At 59.5% G+C, this 17012-nt stretch carries 25 protein-coding genes and 1 tRNA gene; all 26 read left to right on the top strand.

Annotation, left to right across the window (positions count from 1 at the left end; genetic code table 11):
* Nucleotides 1-37: 37 nt before the first annotated feature.
* Nucleotides 38-322 (top strand): hypothetical protein, encoded by a 285-nt coding sequence (locus N5D61_RS05285; RefSeq protein WP_279891258.1) that lies wholly within the window; start codon nucleotides 38-40, stop codon nucleotides 320-322.
* Nucleotides 319-705: an antiterminator Q family protein gene (locus tag N5D61_RS05280; RefSeq protein ID WP_279891256.1), complete on the top strand. Its 387-nt coding sequence runs from the start codon at nucleotides 319-321 to the stop codon at nucleotides 703-705. Before N5D61_RS05285 ends, N5D61_RS05280 begins: the two co-directional genes overlap by 4 nt.
* Nucleotides 706-883: 178 nt before the next feature.
* Nucleotides 884-1192, top strand: a complete 309-nt coding sequence (locus N5D61_RS05275) for a hypothetical protein (RefSeq protein ID WP_279891244.1) — start codon at nucleotides 884-886, stop codon at nucleotides 1190-1192.
* A 48-nt stretch (nucleotides 1193-1240) separates the two neighbouring features.
* A tRNA-OTHER gene (locus N5D61_RS05270) sits at nucleotides 1241-1310 on the top strand.
* 211 nt (nucleotides 1311-1521) lie between these two features.
* Nucleotides 1522-2433: a hypothetical protein gene (locus N5D61_RS05265; RefSeq protein ID WP_279891243.1), complete on the top strand. Its 912-nt coding sequence runs from the start codon at nucleotides 1522-1524 to the stop codon at nucleotides 2431-2433.
* Nucleotides 2434-2469: 36 nt separating this feature from the next.
* Nucleotides 2470-2802, top strand: coding sequence for a hypothetical protein (locus tag N5D61_RS05260; RefSeq protein WP_279891242.1), 333 nt, complete (start codon nucleotides 2470-2472; stop codon nucleotides 2800-2802).
* Nucleotides 2799-3131, top strand: coding sequence for a hypothetical protein (locus N5D61_RS05255; protein WP_279891241.1), 333 nt, complete (start codon nucleotides 2799-2801; stop codon nucleotides 3129-3131). Before N5D61_RS05260 ends, N5D61_RS05255 begins: the two co-directional genes overlap by 4 nt.
* A 2-nt stretch (nucleotides 3132-3133) precedes the next feature.
* A complete protein-coding gene (locus N5D61_RS05250; protein ID WP_279891607.1) occupies nucleotides 3134-3631 on the top strand; it encodes a DUF2514 family protein in 498 nt (165 codons plus the stop codon).
* Between the two features lie 48 nt (nucleotides 3632-3679).
* Nucleotides 3680-3883, top strand: a complete 204-nt coding sequence (locus tag N5D61_RS05245; RefSeq protein ID WP_279891240.1) for a hypothetical protein — start codon at nucleotides 3680-3682, stop codon at nucleotides 3881-3883.
* Nucleotides 3880-4146, top strand: a complete 267-nt coding sequence (locus N5D61_RS05240; protein ID WP_279891239.1) for a hypothetical protein — start codon at nucleotides 3880-3882, stop codon at nucleotides 4144-4146. Before N5D61_RS05245 ends, N5D61_RS05240 begins: the two co-directional genes overlap by 4 nt.
* A gap of 108 nt (nucleotides 4147-4254) precedes the next feature.
* Complete coding sequence (locus N5D61_RS05235) at nucleotides 4255-4596, top strand: HNH endonuclease signature motif containing protein (RefSeq protein ID WP_279891238.1); 342 nt, start codon at nucleotides 4255-4257, stop codon at nucleotides 4594-4596.
* Nucleotides 4597-4756: 160 nt separating this feature from the next.
* Nucleotides 4757-5275: a terminase small subunit gene (locus tag N5D61_RS05230; protein WP_279891237.1), complete on the top strand. Its 519-nt coding sequence runs from the start codon at nucleotides 4757-4759 to the stop codon at nucleotides 5273-5275.
* Nucleotides 5275-6957, top strand: coding sequence for a terminase large subunit (locus N5D61_RS05225; protein ID WP_279891236.1), 1683 nt, complete (start codon nucleotides 5275-5277; stop codon nucleotides 6955-6957). Before N5D61_RS05230 ends, N5D61_RS05225 begins: the two co-directional genes overlap by 1 nt.
* Entirely contained in the window at nucleotides 6957-8387 is a 1431-nt protein-coding gene (locus N5D61_RS05220) for a phage portal protein (protein ID WP_279891234.1), read from the top strand. Before N5D61_RS05225 ends, N5D61_RS05220 begins: the two co-directional genes overlap by 1 nt.
* A 2-nt stretch (nucleotides 8388-8389) precedes the next feature.
* Nucleotides 8390-9262 (top strand): head maturation protease, ClpP-related, encoded by an 873-nt coding sequence (locus tag N5D61_RS05215; RefSeq protein ID WP_279891233.1) that lies wholly within the window; start codon nucleotides 8390-8392, stop codon nucleotides 9260-9262.
* 15 nt (nucleotides 9263-9277) lie between these two features.
* The gene (locus N5D61_RS05210) at nucleotides 9278-10492 is read left to right on the top strand and encodes a phage major capsid protein (protein WP_279891232.1); all 1215 of its coding nucleotides are present in this window, start codon (nucleotides 9278-9280) and stop codon (nucleotides 10490-10492) included.
* 43 nt (nucleotides 10493-10535) lie between these two features.
* Nucleotides 10536-10793: a hypothetical protein gene (locus tag N5D61_RS05205; RefSeq protein WP_279891231.1), complete on the top strand. Its 258-nt coding sequence runs from the start codon at nucleotides 10536-10538 to the stop codon at nucleotides 10791-10793.
* A 1-nt stretch (nucleotide 10794) separates the two neighbouring features.
* Nucleotides 10795-11136, top strand: coding sequence for a head-tail connector protein (locus N5D61_RS05200; protein WP_279891230.1), 342 nt, complete (start codon nucleotides 10795-10797; stop codon nucleotides 11134-11136).
* Nucleotides 11136-11468, top strand: a complete 333-nt coding sequence (locus N5D61_RS05195) for a phage head closure protein (RefSeq protein WP_279891228.1) — start codon at nucleotides 11136-11138, stop codon at nucleotides 11466-11468. The genes N5D61_RS05200 and N5D61_RS05195 overlap by 1 nt, the downstream gene beginning before the upstream one ends.
* Nucleotides 11461-11904: an HK97-gp10 family putative phage morphogenesis protein gene (locus N5D61_RS05190; protein WP_279891226.1), complete on the top strand. Its 444-nt coding sequence runs from the start codon at nucleotides 11461-11463 to the stop codon at nucleotides 11902-11904. Before N5D61_RS05195 ends, N5D61_RS05190 begins: the two co-directional genes overlap by 8 nt.
* Nucleotides 11904-12269, top strand: coding sequence for a DUF3168 domain-containing protein (locus tag N5D61_RS05185; protein WP_279891225.1), 366 nt, complete (start codon nucleotides 11904-11906; stop codon nucleotides 12267-12269). Before N5D61_RS05190 ends, N5D61_RS05185 begins: the two co-directional genes overlap by 1 nt.
* An 88-nt stretch (nucleotides 12270-12357) precedes the next feature.
* Nucleotides 12358-13086: a phage tail tube protein gene (locus tag N5D61_RS05180; protein WP_279891224.1), complete on the top strand. Its 729-nt coding sequence runs from the start codon at nucleotides 12358-12360 to the stop codon at nucleotides 13084-13086.
* Nucleotides 13087-13095: 9 nt separating this feature from the next.
* A complete protein-coding gene (locus tag N5D61_RS05175; RefSeq protein WP_279891223.1) occupies nucleotides 13096-13536 on the top strand; it encodes a phage tail assembly chaperone family protein, TAC in 441 nt (146 codons plus the stop codon).
* A 14-nt stretch (nucleotides 13537-13550) separates the two neighbouring features.
* Nucleotides 13551-13763, top strand: coding sequence for a hypothetical protein (locus N5D61_RS05170; protein WP_279891221.1), 213 nt, complete (start codon nucleotides 13551-13553; stop codon nucleotides 13761-13763).
* A 3-nt stretch (nucleotides 13764-13766) separates the two neighbouring features.
* Nucleotides 13767-16667: a phage tail tape measure protein gene (locus N5D61_RS05165; RefSeq protein WP_279891220.1), complete on the top strand. Its 2901-nt coding sequence runs from the start codon at nucleotides 13767-13769 to the stop codon at nucleotides 16665-16667.
* Nucleotides 16668-16669: 2 nt separating this feature from the next.
* On the top strand, nucleotides 16670-17005 hold the full coding sequence (locus N5D61_RS05160) for a phage tail protein (RefSeq protein WP_279891218.1): 336 nt from the start codon (nucleotides 16670-16672) through the stop codon (nucleotides 17003-17005).
* Nucleotides 17006-17012: the final 7 nt, after the last annotated feature.

Raw genomic sequence — 17012 nt, 5'->3', positions numbered from 1 at the left:
ACCGTATCCAAAACATAGTGATTGTGGAGATTTTGAAATGACCTCCGTGACGAATGCAGCACCTCGGAAGATCCTCACTTCTGGCGAGCGTGACTTCCTGAAACAGGGCAACCGGCTGTTGCTCGACAAGCCCAATGGTCGGATCGGCGCCGCGGCACTGATGGACATGGTCGCCGACTGGGGTAATCACCGTGGCAGCCTTGGCTTTCAGGATTACGCCCGCCGGTGGATCACCGAGGGGCATGCGAAGAACCAGATTGCTAACCAGTTGCTGCGCGAGTTGTTTGGCCTCAATGACCCTGACCCGAGGAAGGCGGCATGAAGAAACGCACTTACACCGACAAGCCATTGGGCGACACCGAGTATCTGCTCGAGCAGTGGGGAAGCTGGAGAATGTCGGGGATGGGCGTGCCGCGCTATGTCTCGCCATTGGCAGCGCTGATGAACCATTGCAGTTCAGAACCGAGCAAGCTGACCTATGTCATCACTGATGACGCTGCAATGGTGGTCGACTCGATCATTGCCCGTTTGATCAAGCGCAATCAGCAAATGGGTGACTTCATCTGGTGGTACTTCGCCGGCAAATGGCCGATGGTGCGTATCGGGGAGGCTAACAAGATGTCGGAGCGCTCTGCCCGCGAAGTGATCAGGCAGGGAGTGGCATGGGTTGATTCGGCTTTGGAACATTTTCGCGAAGCAGCGTAAAAAGTTCTTTCAGGCCGGATAAACACCTGTTTTCATGGCACGGTGTTCAACGCATGCAGCGCGGACACCTAAACAATCAGACCCCAGCCAAGTGCTGGGGTTTTTGTCTTGGCCGCATAGTTGTGGTATTTCCTGGGAGCCATGCGAAAAACGCTAATGGCATATCAGGGAGATGAAAATGACTGAGACAGTGATTGGCGTACTGCTGGATATTTTTGAGAAGGCCGAATTAGCCGGAGAGTTTGATGGGGCAAGTGCTACGTCTTTCCACAGCCGTGATTCGGCTTACGCCAAGAGCCTAAGGGATGGTGTTATCTACGACACCACGGCGAATGGCTTGATTAAATCCCACTTCGAGCGCGTGGTGGGAATTACGCAACGTGGACGTGAGGCGTATCAGGCTATGTTGAAAATCTTGGAAGTAGATGCTCACGGGGTCATGGCCGAAAAGTTAACCCAGGCATTTATTCCTTTGCGGCCACAATAGATTCTGATCGTTTGACAAACCCCGCCCAGTGCGGGGTTTTTTGTTTCTGCGGGTAGCGCCGGTCGCTATGCAGGTTTCCACCCTGCTGATCAGGGTTCGATTCCCTGTATCCGCTCCAATTTGTTGCAAAGGTGACCATAGCCAGGGTGGGCCTACGGGTAGGGCCTGGACGCGGTATAGCCGGAAGTCACGCGTACGGAAAGAACACCGGCAGCCAAGGCGCCTCATTCCTCTGATGTGCTGGGGGCGGCTTTGGCGGACTGATGGAAAGACATCACACATTTCGAGCCTCGGCATTTGCCGGGGCTTTTTCACTTCTGGAGCACACGATGCAAAGCGAAAACTACGTGCCGGGTGTCTCCGGTTGGAAGATTGATACTGTCACTGGCGCCTTTGAACTGCATTCGGACCTGAACAGTGTTCGCGGCACCGATGCTGACGCTGTGTACTGTGGCCGCTCTCGCGATGGAAAGCCGATCCCTGTGGTGCTCACGAATGGCGAGTTGTCTCAAGCACCTCAGATGGTGACGATCACTGCTGCAGAATGGGCAGAGTGGGATATGCCAGCGAACGCCCTGGAGCGATACAAGCTCATCGGCGATGCGGTCAATCAGATCCCGAGCGATTACCGCGATAGCGCCGAGTTCTCGACCGAAGATCATTCCTACGATCGTGATGGCTCAGACATCCGTACCACCCTGACTTACTCCCGGTCTGAGACGGTGGCAGAAGCCGCGGCTCGGGCTGAGCGCGCCAAGGTGGCAGGCACCAAGGTCAGTATCACAAACGACTGCATGACGGTCATCCAGGACGGAGTGGTGCGCGTGCAGATCGGCAAAATGGATGAGCCGTTCGTGGTTGAGGCTGATCAGGTTTTCCTGAAAAGCGCCATGGTTCGCGATGGAGTCATCGAGAGCGAAAAGCTCCCTGAAGACTGGCGAGTGAACATGAAGCTCAATGCAAGGGGCTACCCAGTCGTCGCAGGCATTGGACTGGGCTCGCAGATCCTGGTGTCCGCCGACAAGTTCGCCATCAAAGAGGAACAACCGAAATCGATGATTGAGCTGGCCATTGCCGGTGGAGATGCCCAGAAAGTCCTTGACCTGCTCGCTTGCCAGATCAGCGAGTCCGAAATCGCGCAGGGTATGAAAGAGCAGGACGAGCAGTTCGCGAAACGGATTCGCAAAGTCATTGTCGACGAGCTTCGCCCAGGCGGCATGCTGCACCGCTTCAATCGCTGATTTTTCTTCCTTCCTCCGATTCACCAAGGACGCCCAATGTTCGAGACCTTGCCAACAACACTGTCGGGCTGGCTCGGCTGGGTTGCGGCTGCTGTTGTCACGGCTGTCATTTACTTCCCCAAGGCATGGTCGGAACGGCGCGGTGATAACCGCGAGATTGACCGGCTTGTAGCCGCGCTTGCCGAAGAGCGAGCCCTACGAAAAGACGTCGAAAGCCAACGCGACGCCGCACGGGAGCAGAACAACACGCTGATCAGGGAGTTTGCAGACATCAAAGCGGATAATGCCAAGATGACACTTCAGATCGGCTACCTCACCGACGAGATCGCGAGCCTGAAGGCTCAGATCCAATCGAGGATTGCCCCATGAGTGATGAAGAACTTAAACGCCGCCAAGGCCGCGGTAGACGCTTCTGGAACCAGCACGGAAGTTGGCTTTTGCTGTGCTTTGTCGGCCTCTGCTGCTTCATGGCAGGCAGTGCTTTCAACGCGGCCAGCACGTCCGAAACCGTGAAGGTGCTGGTCGAGTCGCACGAACGGCAAGACGAGCGCCGGGTTCAACGAATCCGCGAGCTGAACCAAGCGAACATCGACCTGATTCGCGGTGTCGCGCCCAAGGTAGAAGCGGCTGCCAACAAAGCAGATCAGGCAGCGCAGAAGGCGACCGAAGCGGTAGAAAAAGCGACTGGGGTGAATTGATCGTGAACGAACTCAGGCTCGTACCTATCTGGGCTTGGGTCGTTCTGGCCCTGGTGCTGTTCGGCGGTGTGACTTACGTCCGGCTCGAACATGCCCAGTCCAGCCTTGCTGCCGTGACCGACGAGCGCGACACCGCCAGCGCCCGCGCCGCATCGATCAAACAAACACTGACGCTACAGCGCCAGCTCACAGACGACTCAAACAAGGCGGCCGACCATGCGACTGAACAAACCCAGCGTGTTACGGCTGCTGTTGCTGTTGCCGATGGCCGCGCTCGCAGCTTGCAGCACCAGATCACAGGTCTGCTCGCCCAGCGAAAGCGTTGTGATGTCTCCCTTGCCAGCACAGGCAAGACAAGAGACGACCTTGCCGATCTGCTCGCCGACCTGCGTCGAGAGGCTGACGAAGAAGCGGGAAGCCTGGCAGCAGCGCTTGACCGAAGTCGAATAGCTGGCCAGTTGTGCGAGTCGCTGTACTCGGCAGCGATGAAGGCCCGTTGAGCCGCGCCACGTTTTCAGATGCGTCCATTTCGTGGCGCGAGGTAACTCATGAAGATCACCGTCAACCACGTTCTCGGTGCTGTTGTCATCGAACTGCTGTCCGGTCGCCGCGTTGTCCACCGCGAGCGCTTCGAAGGCAAGACCACCACCCCATACACCCGCTCGATCCGGACCGCTGTGGAATTCGACTCACATCGCGCCGTGACCAACCTGAACCGCGACACCGACTTCACCTACGAGGTAGCACCATGAACATCCAAGACCTATCCCTTGAACTGGGCGTGAGCCTCAATGCCAACGTTCTGCAGCCTGCGCCAGGTGATCTGCTCATCCTCAAGGTCGAGCACCAACTTAAGCCCGACCAGCGAACCAAGCTGATTGATAGCGTGGTGCCGAAGCTTTCGGCGCTTGGGTGCAAGGTGCTGGTCTTGGAGGCCGGGTTCGCTGTGCAGTTGATCAAGCAGGTGGAGCAATCCCCTGTCGATGAGACTGCTCCGGTCGCACAGGCCCACTGATGGCCTGCGCTGGATGTGCGGCACGGCGCTCTCGGGCGGCGAAGTGGTTCGCAATCGCCGCAGACCGAGCGCGGTCATTGATCAATCCATCACGCAAGGCCGAACCAGATGCCAAGGCTCAAGACGCTGGGAAGCAGGCTCAGCACCCAAGGTGAGCGCCTCACGGTAATTGGCCCCGACTCCTGGCGAGCAACAAAAGCGACGGCACACCAGCGCGGCTACGGCTACAAGTGGCAGAAGGCGCGTGAAGGCTGGCTTCGACATCACCCGTTGTGCGCGTACTGCGAACGTGAAGGGCGAGTGACCGAGGCTACAGTGGTCGACCATATCAAGGCTCACAGGGGCGACATGGCTCTGTTCTGGAATCGATCGAACTGGATGTCTCTCTGCGCGACCTGCCACTCCTCGGTGAAGCAGCGTGAGGAGAACGCGCAGCGGCGTGGGCAGTGACCGTTCGTCGGTAATGATAGAGATTCCCATTTCGCATGCACCGTTGTGGTGCGTTAGGCAAAATCTATGGGTGGGGGTGTCTTGAGAGTCTGTGCCTTTCATGCTCCAGACCGCGCCCGACCCCATTCAGAGTTTTTTTCCTCCCGTAGGATTTTTGTTAATGGCTTTAACATCCAAAAAGCGCCTATTTATTGACGCTTTGAGGAAAGGTGCGTCCAACAAAGACGCAGCCATTGCCGCGGGATACTCAGAGAAATCGGCGTCCGCAGCCGGTTCGCGAATGGCGAAGGACCCGGATGTGGTCGCTGAGTTGCACAAGCTCAATGCACTGCACCCTGTTAAGGGGGATGTTAAAAAAACTGTTAAAGACAAACGGCCTGAAACCGCTGTGGAACCTGCCGACGAAGCCAGTGCAGAACCGGAAGACGAGGATTTCACTGCCGCTTTCGACCTGAACAAGGCACTTCACTACTCGGACCCGAAAGCCTACCTGCTGGCCGCCATGAACGATCCCGAGACTGACCCAAAGCTTCGGATCGATGCGGCGAAGGCACTGATGCCGTTCGTTCACCAGCGCAAGGGCGAGACTGGGAAGAAAGAGGCGAAGGTCGACGCGGCCAAGACTGCCGCTACCGGGCGATACGGCACCGGAAAGCCGCCACTCAAGGTTGTTAAGTGATGGAGTGGTCAACCGCGTGCCCCGACTGGGAGCGCCGCATCCTGTCGCGGCAATCATTGATTCCGTTTCCGCCGCTGTTCCGTACCGAAGCCGAAGAAGCGCTCGACCTGTTCAAGTCGTTGAAGGTCGTCGATGTACCTGGTCAACCCACATTCGGCGAGTGCTGCGAACAATGGGTGTTTGACTTCGTATCCGCCGTGTTCGGCGCCTACGATGCCGAAACCGGCCAGCAAAAGATCCGGGAGTTCTTCCTGCTCATCAGCAAGAAAAACTCGAAATCGACCATCGCCGCCGGGATCATGGTGACGGCGCTGGTGCGCAATTGGCGCGAAAACGAGGAGCTGTTGATCCTGGCCCCGACGATCGAGGTCGCTCAGAACAGCTTCAAGCCCGCCGCGGCGATGGTGCGGGCCGATCCGGTCCTCGAGGAGATGATGAACGTGCAGGATCACCTGCGCACAATCACTCACCTCAACACCAAGGCTTCGTTGAAGGTGGTCGCCGCCGATTCCGACACGGTCTCGGGCAAGAAATCCGGCAAGATCCTGATCGACGAGCTATGGGTTTTCGGTAAGCGGCCCAATGCCGACGCGATGCTGATGGAGGCCACGGGCGGGCTGATCTCGCGTGACGAAGGATTCGTGATTTTCCTGTCGACGCAGAGCGATGAGCCGCCAGCGGGCGTCTTTAAGGAAAAGCTCGATTACTACCGCGATGTACGCGACGGCAAGGTCAAGGACAAGAAGTCGCTGGGCGTTCTGTACGAATTTCCCCAGTCGATGATCGACTCCGAGGAGTACCTGCAGCCTCAAAACTTCTACGTCACCAACCCCAACATGGGGCGGTCGGTCAGCGCTGAGTGGCTGGAAGACCAGATGATCAAGGAAAGCCAGAAGGAGCCGGGCAGTCGGCAGAAATTTCTAGCCAAGCACTTGAACATCCAGATCGGCATGAACCTGCGGGCTAATCGCTGGCCTGGCACCGACTTCTGGGAGCGCCAGGGTAAGGTCAAGAAAGTCACCCTGCAGCAACTGATCAAACGCGCCGAGGTGATCGATGTCGGCATCGACGGCGGCGGCCTTGACGACTTGCTTGGCCTCGCTGCTGTCGGCCGTGATGCCATAACACGCGAGTGGATCGCGTGGACGCGAGCCTGGGCTCATCCATCTGTGCTGGAGCGACGGAAAAGCGAAGCGCCGAGATTCCACGACTTCGCTAAAGACGGCGACCTGATCCTCGTCGACAGGATCGGCCAGGACGTCGATGAAGTGGCCGAGCTGGTTCTGCAAATCTACGAATCCGGTCTGCTGGACATGATCGGCGTTGACCCGGCCGGCGTGGGCGCGATTCTCGATGCGCTGATTTCTCTGGGAATCCCGAAAGAACTGGTCATCGGTATCTCACAAGGCTGGCGCCTGTGCGGTGCGATCAAAACAACAGAACGCAAGCTGGCCGAGGGCGGCCTGGTCCATGGCGGCCAGCCGCTGATGGCCTGGTGCTGTGGCAACGCGAAAGTCGTTCCGGCCGGTAACGCGATCCTGATCACAAAGCAGGCCTCTGGCACGGCCAAGATTGACCCCCTGATGGCGCTGTTCAACGCAGTCGAGCTCATGTCGCGCAACCCCGTAGCGCGCGGCAACGTCGACGATTTCTTCGATGACCCGATAATGGCAGGGCTCTGATGGCGAGTAACAAGAAAACGGGGCGGATTCGCTCCGCTCTTCAGAACTGGCTGGGTGTCCCTGTTGGACTGACCACCGAAGCTTTTTGGCAGGAGTGGTTCGGCACCTCGAGCAGCGGCAAAAACGTTACCGTCGACGGCGCGATCCGTCTCTCCACGGTGTGGGCCTGTGTACGGCTCCTGTCCGAGTCGGTATCGACTCTGCCGCTGAAGCTCTACCGACGCAAAGATGATGGCTCACGCGAGTCCGCGAAGGATCACCCGCTGTTTCGGGTGTTGTGCCGGTCTCCCAATGCGGAAATGACGCCGCAACGTTTCATGCTGATGGTGGTGGCAAGTATCTGCCTGCGTGGCAACGCCTTCGTCGAGAAAAAGTTCATCGGCAGCCGTATCGTCGCGCTCGACCCGCTGCTTCCGCAGTGCATGACGGTCAAGCGGCAGGCCAACGGCCGATTGAAGTACACCTACATCGAAAACGGCGTCGAGCGCGACATCCCGGAAAAAAACATCATGCACATCCGCGGCTTTGGCCTCGATGGCGTGTGCGGGATGCTGCCTATAACGACAGGGCGGGATTTGATTGGTGCTTCAATGGCGTCCGAAGAAGCAGCGGCCAAGGTCTTTGCCAACGGCCTGCAGGCTTCCGGCTTCCTTACGGTCGAGGGCGGCGCCGCCCAGGGCGCCGGTACGCTTACACCGAAGCAGCGCGAGCAACTGAAGAAGGCTTTGGCAGCGTTCAGCAGTTCCAAGAACGCGGGCAAAACCATGGTGCTCGAGGCGGGCCTTAAGTATCAGGGCATCACGATGAACCCTGAAGCCGCGCAGATGCTGGAGACACGGGCGTTCAACGTTGAGGAGATTTGCCGGTGGTTCCGCGTGCCGCCTTTCATGGTTGGGCACATGGACAAGCAATCAAGCTGGGCGGCCAGCGTCGAGGCGCAAAACTTGCACTTTCTGACCAACAGCCTGCGCCCGTTGCTGGTGAACATCGAACAGGAAATCACCCGATGCCTGATCGGTGAGGCAGACGCCGATGAATACTTCGCGGAATTCTCGGTAGAGGGTTTACTGCGCGCCGACAGCTCAGGGCGTGGCGCCTGGTACAACACCGCTCTCATGAACGGCTGGATGAGCCGAAACGAAGTGCGTCGTTTAGAGAACCTGCCGCCGATACCCGGTGGCGACACCTATACCGTTCAGTCGGCAATGGTCTCGCTCGAAAGCCTCGGACAGACCGACGACGTCTCGGCGAAATTCAACCGATTTATGGCCAAGGCCCTTCACGCGCACAAGGAAAGCGACGTGCAGGCCACCCGGCAATTGCTGCAAGACATCTGCATGGCGCTGGACGGCGGAGATCCCGACGCGCCCGCGATGGCCCACGCTCTTCTCTCGGTCACACGGCTCAAAGTCACAGAGCCAGCGGAGTAATCATGACGATCAAGAACCTACCGGCGGCTCCGTCGGTGCGTCCGCACGCGCGCGTGGAATCGGACCTGCTGCCTAAGGCCATGGAGCGCTGGAACCCGGCGATCAAGGCGGCCGCGAGCGACGATGCCACGATCACTATGTATGACCCGATCGGTTATGACTGGTGGACAGGCGATGGTGTCACCGCCAAGCGAGTGAGCGCCGCGCTGCGCAACATCGGCGACAAGGATGTCACCGTCAAGATCAACAGCCCGGGCGGGGATGTCTTCGAAGGGTTGGCCATTTACAACCTGCTTCGCGAGCACAAAGGCAAGGTTACCGTTCAGGTTTTGGGCCTGGCCGCGTCTGCTGCCTCGTTCATTGCGATGGCCGCCGACGAGATCCAGATCGCCCGCGCCGGTTTCATGATGATTCACAACGCCTGGACGATCGCCGCTGGCGACCGTAACGACTTCACCGAAGTGGCGGACTTCCTCGACCAAATCGACGGCACCCTCGCTGACATCTATTCGATTCGCACCGGCGACGATGCTGCAGCCATGAGGGGCTTGATGGATGTCGAGACGTGGATGGGCGGTACCGCGGCGGTCGAGGCTGGTTTCGCCGACGCATTACTTCCCTCCGATGCCACGCAGGAGGAGACGCAGGCCCTTGCGCCACAACAGGTCGCCGCACGCCGCCTGGATAACATCCTTGCCAAGCAGGGCATGCCGCGATCAGAGCGCCGCAACCTGATTCAAGAACTCAAGGGAGGCACGCCCGGCGCTGCCCCCTCCGGTACGCGCACCGCTGCCGACCCCCAGGCCGATCTGGCCAACCACTTTGCCGACCTACAGGCCGCGATGTCGCGGTTTTCGGCAGCAGCTCTCAAGTAACCGGAGATTGAACCCATGGCAGACGAAACTGCTGACCTGTTGAAAAAAGTCACCGCTGAACTGGAAAAGGCTTCCAGCGACTTCAGCAAAAAGGCCGAGAATGCGCTGGATGAGGCAAAGAAAGCCGGCGCCCTGTCGACCGAAACGAAGGCTGCAGTCGATGAACTGGCCCTCAAATTCAACTCTCTGACCGAGGCCGAGAAGCAACTGAAGGCCAAGCTCGGCGAAGTCGAGCAAGAATTCGCCCGCCTGCCATCGGCCAGCGCGCCGCAGACCCGTGACAGCCTGGGCGGCGCGGTGGTCAAGAGCGAGGCCCTGAAACAGTTCGCTGCCAGCGTGGAAGGCGGAAAGCGCGTGAATATCCCGGTCAGCGCTGCGCTGCTGTCCACCGATGTACCGGCAGGGATTGTCGAGCCGCAGCGGTTGCCCGGCATCGATGTAGCGCCGAAGCAACGCCTCTTCATTCGCGACCTGATCGCGCCTGGCCGAACCACTGCCCCCGCGATCTTCTGGGTGCAGCAGACCGGTTTTACCAACGCGGCAAAAGTGGTGGCCGAGGGCACTCAGAAGCCCTACTCGAACATCACGTTCGCGTCGAAGCTCACCGCTGTTTCGACTATCGCTCACATGTTCAAGGCTTCCAAGCAGATCCTGGACGACTTCGCGCAGCTTGGCTCCACAATCGATGTCGAGATGCGCTACGGCCTGAAGTATGTGGAAGAGAGCGAGATTCTGTTCGGCGACGGTACCGGCGTGCATCTGCACGGTATCGTGCCGCAGGCCTCGGCTTTCGACCCGGCATTCGAGGTTGAGAACCAGTCGGGCATCGACGATTTGCGCCTGGCCATGCTGCAAGCTCAACTGGCTCGCCTGCCTGCGTCCGGTCACGTTCTGCACTTCATCGACTGGGCGAAGATCGAGCTGACCAAGGACACCCTGGGCCGCTACATCCTCGCGAACCCGCTGGGCCTGGCCGGTCCTGTGTTGTGGGGACTGCCAGTGGTGGCCACCGAAGCCGTTGGCTTCGAGGGCAAGTTCCTGACCGGTGCGTTTCAGACCGGCGCGCAGTTGTTCGATCGTGAAGACGCCAACGTGGTGATCTCTACCGAGAACGCCGATGACTTCGAGAAGAACCTGATCTCGATCCGTTGCGAAGAACGGCTGGCGCTGGCGGTCAAGCGTCCTGAGGCGTTCATCTACGGCAGCTTCACTGCCCCAACCGCTCCTTAATCCGGACTGGGCCGTCGTCCTGGCGGCCCCACAGGAGACGTTCATGAAACTTAAGACTCTCAAGCCGCTGTATCTCGGCGGCCAGACCCTGGTTGAAGGCACGCCGTTCGAGACCATCGAACAGCATGGCCGTGAACTGATCACGAAGGGCTACGCGGTAGAGGATGCTGATGGCGATCCAGCGGTGACCTTGGCCGAAGAAGAAGCGGCTGGCGCTGGTGTACTCACTAGCGATTCCATTGCCACGCCGGTCGATAACGCCAAGCCCAAGAAGTCGTCGGCGAAGTCGAAGGCTGACTAAGATGGCGGTGATCGATATCTCAGTCGCGATGCGCCATTGCCGGGCGGAGGACGCCGACCAGGAGCATGTGCAACTGCTGCTGGATGCGGCAGAGGAGTCGGCCTCCGCATTCCTCAACCGGTCTTTTTACGTCGACCCTGAAGCGCTCGCTGTAGCCGTGCTGGATGGCTCAGCCGGCGAAGACCCGCTCGTTATTAACAAGTCGATCACCGCTGCATGCTTGTTGATCCTCGGCCACCTGTATGCAAATCGGGAAGATGTCATCGTCGGCACTTCGGGGACGATATTGCCCATGGGGGCTCGTTCGTTGCTGGCGCCATTTCGCGTTGACTTGGGGGTGTGATGAGAGCGGGGGATCTGCGTCATCGCGTGACGTTCGAGCGGAAGGTCACTACCAACGAACCGGGCTCCAACGCGGAAATCGTGACATGGGTCGAGTTCGTGACCGTGTGGGCAGCGATCAAGGACTTGAGCGTGCGCGAGTTCATCGCGGCCCTGTCTACCCAGTCCGAGGTCACATGCCGGATCGTGACCCGGTACCGCGATGGCTTCACCGCGGACATGCGGGCGCGGCATGACGGCAAGATCTACAACCTCCACGGCGTGCTCAGGGACCCGACCTCAGGTAAGGAATATCTGACTTTCCCAGCGAGCGAGGGCGTCAACGATGGCTGACTGGGTCGATTACAAGCTCACCGGCGCCGATGCGCTATCGGCCAGGTTTCGCGGACTGACGGAAGAAATGCGCCGCAAGGTGGTCACGCCTGCGGCCAAGGACGCAATGGACATCGTTCTGGTCGACGCGAAGGACCGCGCTGCGCGGATCGATGACCCAGTGACCGCAAACTTCATCCCCAAAAACATCGCGCTCGTCCAGCGCAAGGCCATCGGTGTCGAGATCGGCGCCGTGGTCATGTCGGTAGGTGTGCGAAAGCGCAGCCGGGGGCAGGGCGGCGGCAACACTTTCTATTGGTGGTGGGTCGAGCTCGGCACCGAGAAAAACCGGGCGAAACCGTTTCTCCGTCCGGCGCTGCAGAACAATCGAGAGGCCGTGTTCAAGGAATTCCTGAGCTCGGCGAAATTCCAGCTTCTCAAACTCGGGGTCGATTGATGTCCGCTCCCATCGTGAATGTCTGCGCGGCAGATCCAGCGGTAACGGCTCTGCTCGGTCAAAGCCCGTTGCGACTCTACCCCCACGGGGATGCACCGCAGAATGTGGCCAAGCCCTACGCGGTCTGGCAGGTCGTGAGCGGGTCACCACTGAATTATGCCAATGGCCAGCCGGACACCGACCGTTATGGGTTGCAGGTCGACATTTACGCCGATACCCCGAATCAGGCCGAGGCGGTAATGGTCGCGATGCGCAAAGCCATTGGCCGACATGCCTATATCACCGGTTTCGGCGTAGACACGCGCGATACGCAGACGAAGAACTACCGCAAAGGCTTCGATGTTGCCTGGCTGGTCAGTCTCTAGCCGGAAACTCTGAAAGAACCACCCGCTCCGGCGGGTTTTTTTATGCCCGCTGATAAGTGATTTCTCTGGAAATCTGGGAGTTTTCAAATTGACCATTAATGTTCAAGGCACCGAGCTGTTCGCCATCGACCCAGCCGATAACAGCGTGCTGAACGTCGGCTGCTTTACCACTCTCGACGGTATCGACACCTCGGTTGCCCAGGTTGATGTGACGTGCACGACCTCGAAAGGACGTGAGTACGAAGCGGGGCTTGCGGAGCCAGGTTCCGCTTCCTTCGGCCTGAACATCGATCCCAAAAACCCTGTCCATCTGCGTCTTCATCAGTTGAAGATCGCTGGGACCAAGTTGAGGTGGGCTGTCGGCTGGTCGGACGGGTACAACTTCGATACCGAGGAAGGCATTCAGCCGCTTATCGGCACGCCAGGCGCCTTGGCCGCACTGGTGCTGAACTCGGCGGGTACCGGCTACACCTCGGCGCCAACCGTCGCCATCACCGGCGGCGGCGGGTCGGGCGCGACGGCTACCGCACAGATCGCCGACGGCAAAGTCACTGGCTTCACCATCACCAACCCCGGCGCCGGCTACACCAGTGCCCCGACAGTTTCGCTGACGGGCGGGTCTGGCAGCGGGGCTACCGCGCGCGCCGTAGTCGAGGACGATGTCGACTTCGAACTGCCGAACACTCGAACTTGGCTGACCTTCGAAGGCTACATGAACAGCTTCCCGTTCACGTTTGGCCTGGGCGATGTCGTCAAATCCACCGTCGGTATCCAAGTGTCGGGCGAGCCTGCACTGATCGCTAAGACTTCCGCATAAGGAAACTCCATGGACCTCACCATTCAAGCGCTGGCGGCTGCTGGCGCGTTTGCTGCGCCGCCAGTGAAGAAGGAAATCACCTGGCACTCGAACGGCAAGCCTCAGACGGCCACAGTTTACGTGGCCCATGAGTCGTTCATCTCGATTACTCAGCGCTGGGATGCGCAGCACCAGGGCGCGGATATCACCGCGCAACGGATCGCCTCCTGCATCGTCGACAAGGACGGCAAACCGGTTTTCTCGCTGGCAGATGTCGTCGGCGGTCCGGAGACCGGTCACGGGCCACTTTGCGCTGAACTGGCCATCGTCCTGCTTGCGGCGATCGGCGAGGTCAACAAGGTGCCGGAGGAAGTCCTCGAAAAAAAATCGAACCCGAGGAAGAGTTCTGGCACGAGCTCGTCCTCGCGGGGGTCGGCGGCCGCACGATCGCAGAAGCCAAGCAAAGGCTGAGCTACGTCGAGGCGATGGACTGGATGCGGTACCGGCGACAGACCGGGCCGCTCAATCTCGGGATTCGGCTCGAGGAAGGTTTTGCGTTGCTGGCCACCGTGCTCAACAACGTACACGGCGGAAAAGCCAAGTTTGACGACTTTCTACCGGATCGAGGGTTCAGGCCCGAGCCAGCGGCGGCCACGCCGCAAGATTTGTTGGCGTTGCTGCTACGCGCGAAGGGGTGATTAATGGCTGGTGACAATCTCGGCACGTTGACGGTCGACCTGATCGCGAACACCGGCGGTTTCGAGCGGGGCATGGATAAGGCGGAGCGCAAGCTCAAGTCTACGACCCGGGAGGCCAAATATCAGGCCGATCAGTTGGGAAAGCTGGTCGGTCAGATTGACCCGGTGGTGGGCGCCTACGGCCGGCTCGACAAGATGGAAGAGCAGTTGCGCAAGCATCGGGCTGCTGGGCGGCTGGACAAGAGCGACTTCGACGATTACCTGAAGAAGCTCAACGAACAGCGGGACGCCATCGGCAAAACTGATGCGGCGATGACCAAGGGGGGGATGTCCGCCAAGGCCTACAACGCCGCGCTGCGCGGCGTGCCTGCTCAGTTCACCGATATCGCTGTGTCTCTCCAGGGTGGGCAGGCTCCGTTGACCGTGTTGCTGCAGCAGGGCGGCCAACTGAAAGATATGTTCGGCGGCATTGGCCCCGCGGCTAAAGCCCTGGGCGGGTACGTGCTGGGCTTGGTCAATCCTTTTACCGTGGCGGCAGCCGCTGCTGCGGTGCTGGCGCTGGCCTACAAGCAGGGTAGCGACGAGGCCACTGCCTACAGCGCCGCGTTGGCGATGACGGGCAATACGGCGGGTACCAGCGCGAGCGGACTGGCTGACCTCGCTCGGCAGGTGTCCCGGTCGGGCAGCACCGTCGGCAAGGCTGCAGAAGTGCTGGCGCAGGTTGCCAGTTCCACTCGCATTCCGGTGACGGCGTTCGAGTCGATTGCAGAAGCGGCGATCAAGTTTGAGTCGGCTACCGGTACCGCAGCCGAGGAAACGGTCAAGAACTTCGAGCAGATCGCGAAAGACCCCGTCGGGGCAATTCTGAAACTCAATGAGTCGATGAATTTCCTGACGGCAACGACCTACGAAAATATCCGGTCGTTGCAGGAGCAGGGCAAGACCCAGGACGCGGCCGCAATCGCCACTGCCGCCTATGAGGACGGATTGAACCGTACCTCGACCTCGATCAAAAACAGCCTCGGCACACTTGAGACAGCGTGGGCCGGGGTCAAGTCGGCAGCCAAGCAAGCATGGGATGCTGCGCTCAATATCGGCCGCGAGCAGACTCTCGATCAGCAGATTGCCCAGCTTGACGAGCAGTTGAACGCGATCGCCGAAAGTGCGGCGCGGCGCAACCAGCGGAACTCGCGCGGCCAGCTTGTCGATCCGCTCAGCAATCTGACCCCTGATGACAGCTTCCGCAAGGATGCGCTGGAGCGGGAGAAAACCGACAAGCTGGTGCTGAAGTCCGAGCAGGAGCGGCGGGCGGCCGCGAAAGGTTTTCAGCAGCAGCAACAGCAACAGGCTCTTGATGACCAGCTAAAGCTGGACAAGCTGCGCAAGGAGACGGAGAGCAACGCGGACAAGCGTGCGCGCGAGGTCGCTGATTACCGCCTGTTGGTAGAGCGGAACATCGCCCGGGCGAAGAAGACCGGCGATAGCTCCCAATTGATCTCCGCAGAGCAGCAGGCGAAAGACATCGCGGCGATCAACGACAAGTACAAAGACCCGGCGGTCAAGAAAACCCCACAGTACCGCGAAGACGCCGGTATCAAGGCGCTCGACGCTGCCCGGCAGCAATACGCAGCTTTGCAACAGCAGGGCGCCTTGATCGGCGACCAGAACGCAGCCAGTCAGACACTGGGCGCCAACGCGAAAAAGCTGGTCGAGTGGGAGCAGCAACTCGCCGACATCAAGACCAAGAAGACGCTGACGGCTGATCAGAAATCGCTGCTGGCGAGCCAGGATCTGATCACCGCCCAGCTCAAGCGCAACGCGGCTCTGGAAAACGAGAATACGCTGCGGGAGAAGGCGCTCGATACCCAGCGCAAGCTTGCCGCATTCGAAGAGAACCTTAAAAGCCAGCTTTCCAGCGCGCAGCAGGGGCTGGACAACAATCTGGCCGGTATTGGCCTGGGCGATGTTCAACGGCAACGACTGCAAGAGCAGCGCAGCATCCAGCAGTCGTACCAGTCACAACTCGACAAGCTGACCTCGGACTACAACAAGAGCAGCAAGGATCAATTCAGCACCGAGCTCTATGACAAGGAAACCGCCGCGCTCAAGAGTGCGTTGGACCAGCGCCTTGCCATGCAGCAGAAGTACTACCAGGACGTCGACGCCGCCCAGGCAGACTGGACCAAGGGAGCGTCCGCCGCCTACAACGACTATCTGCAGAGCGCCAAGGATGTGGCGGGACAGACGAAAAGTCTGTTCACAGGGGTTTTCAGCGGTCTTGAGGACTCTGTGGTCAGCTTCGCCACTACCGGGAAAGCTTCGATTGCAGACTTCACTAAGTCGGTTCTGGCCGACCTCGCGCGCATCGCCGCACGACAGGCCTCGACTGGCCTGCTGTCGGCTGGCGTTTCGGCATTGGGCGGGCTGTTCAGTGGTGGCGCGTCGGCAGGCTCTGCTGCCTCTGATTACACAGGCACGGCCTATCAAAGCTGGCTGTCTGCTCAACATTGGGACGGTGGCTACACCGGTGACGGCGGCAAGTACGAGCCAAAAGGCGTGGTCCACGGCGGAGAAGTGGTCATTCGCAAGGAAGTGGTTCAGCAGCCAGGGATGCGCGCATACCTCGAGCGGCTGAACAAGTCCGGAAAGCCAGGCTATACGGACGGTGGGTACGTTGGGCTCGGGCATGGCGGTACAAACTCTGCCGCTGCCCCGACTAGCCAAGCGCCTCAGGTGAACATCCACATCGATAGCAACGGAAACAGCCAGGCCACCACGGATACCACCGGGCTCCAGGAATTCGGTAGGCAGATGGGTGAGATTGCTGCACAGAAATACCGCGAACTTGAGGCGAAGTCATTGGGCTCGCAAGGCAATATTCGCAGGGCTATCAACGGGAGATAGTGATGCCTGAAACGTTCAGCTGGTGCCCAGTCGTTGAGCCCACGGGCGATGGCATCATGAAGACAAAGAAGGCGCAGTTCGGTGATGGCTACAAGCAGGTCGCAGCGGACGGCATCAACAATCGGTCAGAGACTTGGCCGCTGACCTTTCGCGGTTCTGAGGCCTACATCAAGCCCATCAAGCAATTCTTGCTCGATCGTGGCGGCTCCCAATCCTTCTATTGGACTCCGCCGCTAGGTGAGCAATCGCTGTGGACGTGCGAAACCTACGGAATAACTCCTCTCGGTGGCGGTATGTACACGCTGACCGCCACATTCGATCAATTCTTCGCACCGTGAGGTAACC

This window comes from Pseudomonas sp. GD03842 (genome assembly GCF_029841165.1).
GTDB lineage: Bacteria > Pseudomonadota > Gammaproteobacteria > Pseudomonadales > Pseudomonadaceae > Aquipseudomonas.
Note: the sequence above shows the minus strand (reverse complement) of the source record. Positions and strands in the feature narration are given on the sequence as shown.

Excerpts from the sequence above, each read along its gene's own strand:
- N5D61_RS05285 (WP_279891258.1), top strand. The coding sequence starts at position 38 with ATGACCTCCGTGACGAATGCAGCACCTCGGAAGATCCTCACTTCTGGC.
- N5D61_RS05280 (WP_279891256.1), top strand. The coding sequence starts at position 319 with ATGAAGAAACGCACTTACACCGACAAGCCATTGGGCGACACCGAGTAT.
- N5D61_RS05275 (WP_279891244.1), top strand. The coding sequence starts at position 884 with ATGACTGAGACAGTGATTGGCGTACTGCTGGATATTTTTGAGAAGGCC.
- N5D61_RS05265 (WP_279891243.1), top strand. The coding sequence starts at position 1,522 with ATGCAAAGCGAAAACTACGTGCCGGGTGTCTCCGGTTGGAAGATTGAT.
- N5D61_RS05260 (WP_279891242.1), top strand. The coding sequence starts at position 2,470 with ATGTTCGAGACCTTGCCAACAACACTGTCGGGCTGGCTCGGCTGGGTT.
- N5D61_RS05255 (WP_279891241.1), top strand. The coding sequence starts at position 2,799 with ATGAGTGATGAAGAACTTAAACGCCGCCAAGGCCGCGGTAGACGCTTC.
- N5D61_RS05245 (WP_279891240.1), top strand. The coding sequence starts at position 3,680 with ATGAAGATCACCGTCAACCACGTTCTCGGTGCTGTTGTCATCGAACTG.
- N5D61_RS05240 (WP_279891239.1), top strand. The coding sequence starts at position 3,880 with ATGAACATCCAAGACCTATCCCTTGAACTGGGCGTGAGCCTCAATGCC.
- N5D61_RS05235 (WP_279891238.1), top strand. The coding sequence starts at position 4,255 with ATGCCAAGGCTCAAGACGCTGGGAAGCAGGCTCAGCACCCAAGGTGAG.
- N5D61_RS05230 (WP_279891237.1), top strand. The coding sequence starts at position 4,757 with ATGGCTTTAACATCCAAAAAGCGCCTATTTATTGACGCTTTGAGGAAA.
- N5D61_RS05225 (WP_279891236.1), top strand. The coding sequence starts at position 5,275 with ATGGAGTGGTCAACCGCGTGCCCCGACTGGGAGCGCCGCATCCTGTCG.
- N5D61_RS05220 (WP_279891234.1), top strand. The coding sequence starts at position 6,957 with ATGGCGAGTAACAAGAAAACGGGGCGGATTCGCTCCGCTCTTCAGAAC.
- N5D61_RS05215 (WP_279891233.1), top strand. The coding sequence starts at position 8,390 with ATGACGATCAAGAACCTACCGGCGGCTCCGTCGGTGCGTCCGCACGCG.
- N5D61_RS05210 (WP_279891232.1), top strand. The coding sequence starts at position 9,278 with ATGGCAGACGAAACTGCTGACCTGTTGAAAAAAGTCACCGCTGAACTG.
- N5D61_RS05205 (WP_279891231.1), top strand. The coding sequence starts at position 10,536 with ATGAAACTTAAGACTCTCAAGCCGCTGTATCTCGGCGGCCAGACCCTG.
- N5D61_RS05200 (WP_279891230.1), top strand. The coding sequence starts at position 10,795 with ATGGCGGTGATCGATATCTCAGTCGCGATGCGCCATTGCCGGGCGGAG.
- N5D61_RS05195 (WP_279891228.1), top strand. The coding sequence starts at position 11,136 with ATGAGAGCGGGGGATCTGCGTCATCGCGTGACGTTCGAGCGGAAGGTC.
- N5D61_RS05190 (WP_279891226.1), top strand. The coding sequence starts at position 11,461 with ATGGCTGACTGGGTCGATTACAAGCTCACCGGCGCCGATGCGCTATCG.
- N5D61_RS05185 (WP_279891225.1), top strand. The coding sequence starts at position 11,904 with ATGTCCGCTCCCATCGTGAATGTCTGCGCGGCAGATCCAGCGGTAACG.
- N5D61_RS05175 (WP_279891223.1), top strand. The coding sequence starts at position 13,096 with ATGGACCTCACCATTCAAGCGCTGGCGGCTGCTGGCGCGTTTGCTGCG.
- N5D61_RS05170 (WP_279891221.1), top strand. The coding sequence starts at position 13,551 with ATGGACTGGATGCGGTACCGGCGACAGACCGGGCCGCTCAATCTCGGG.
- N5D61_RS05165 (WP_279891220.1), top strand. The coding sequence starts at position 13,767 with ATGGCTGGTGACAATCTCGGCACGTTGACGGTCGACCTGATCGCGAAC.
- N5D61_RS05160 (WP_279891218.1), top strand. The coding sequence starts at position 16,670 with ATGCCTGAAACGTTCAGCTGGTGCCCAGTCGTTGAGCCCACGGGCGAT.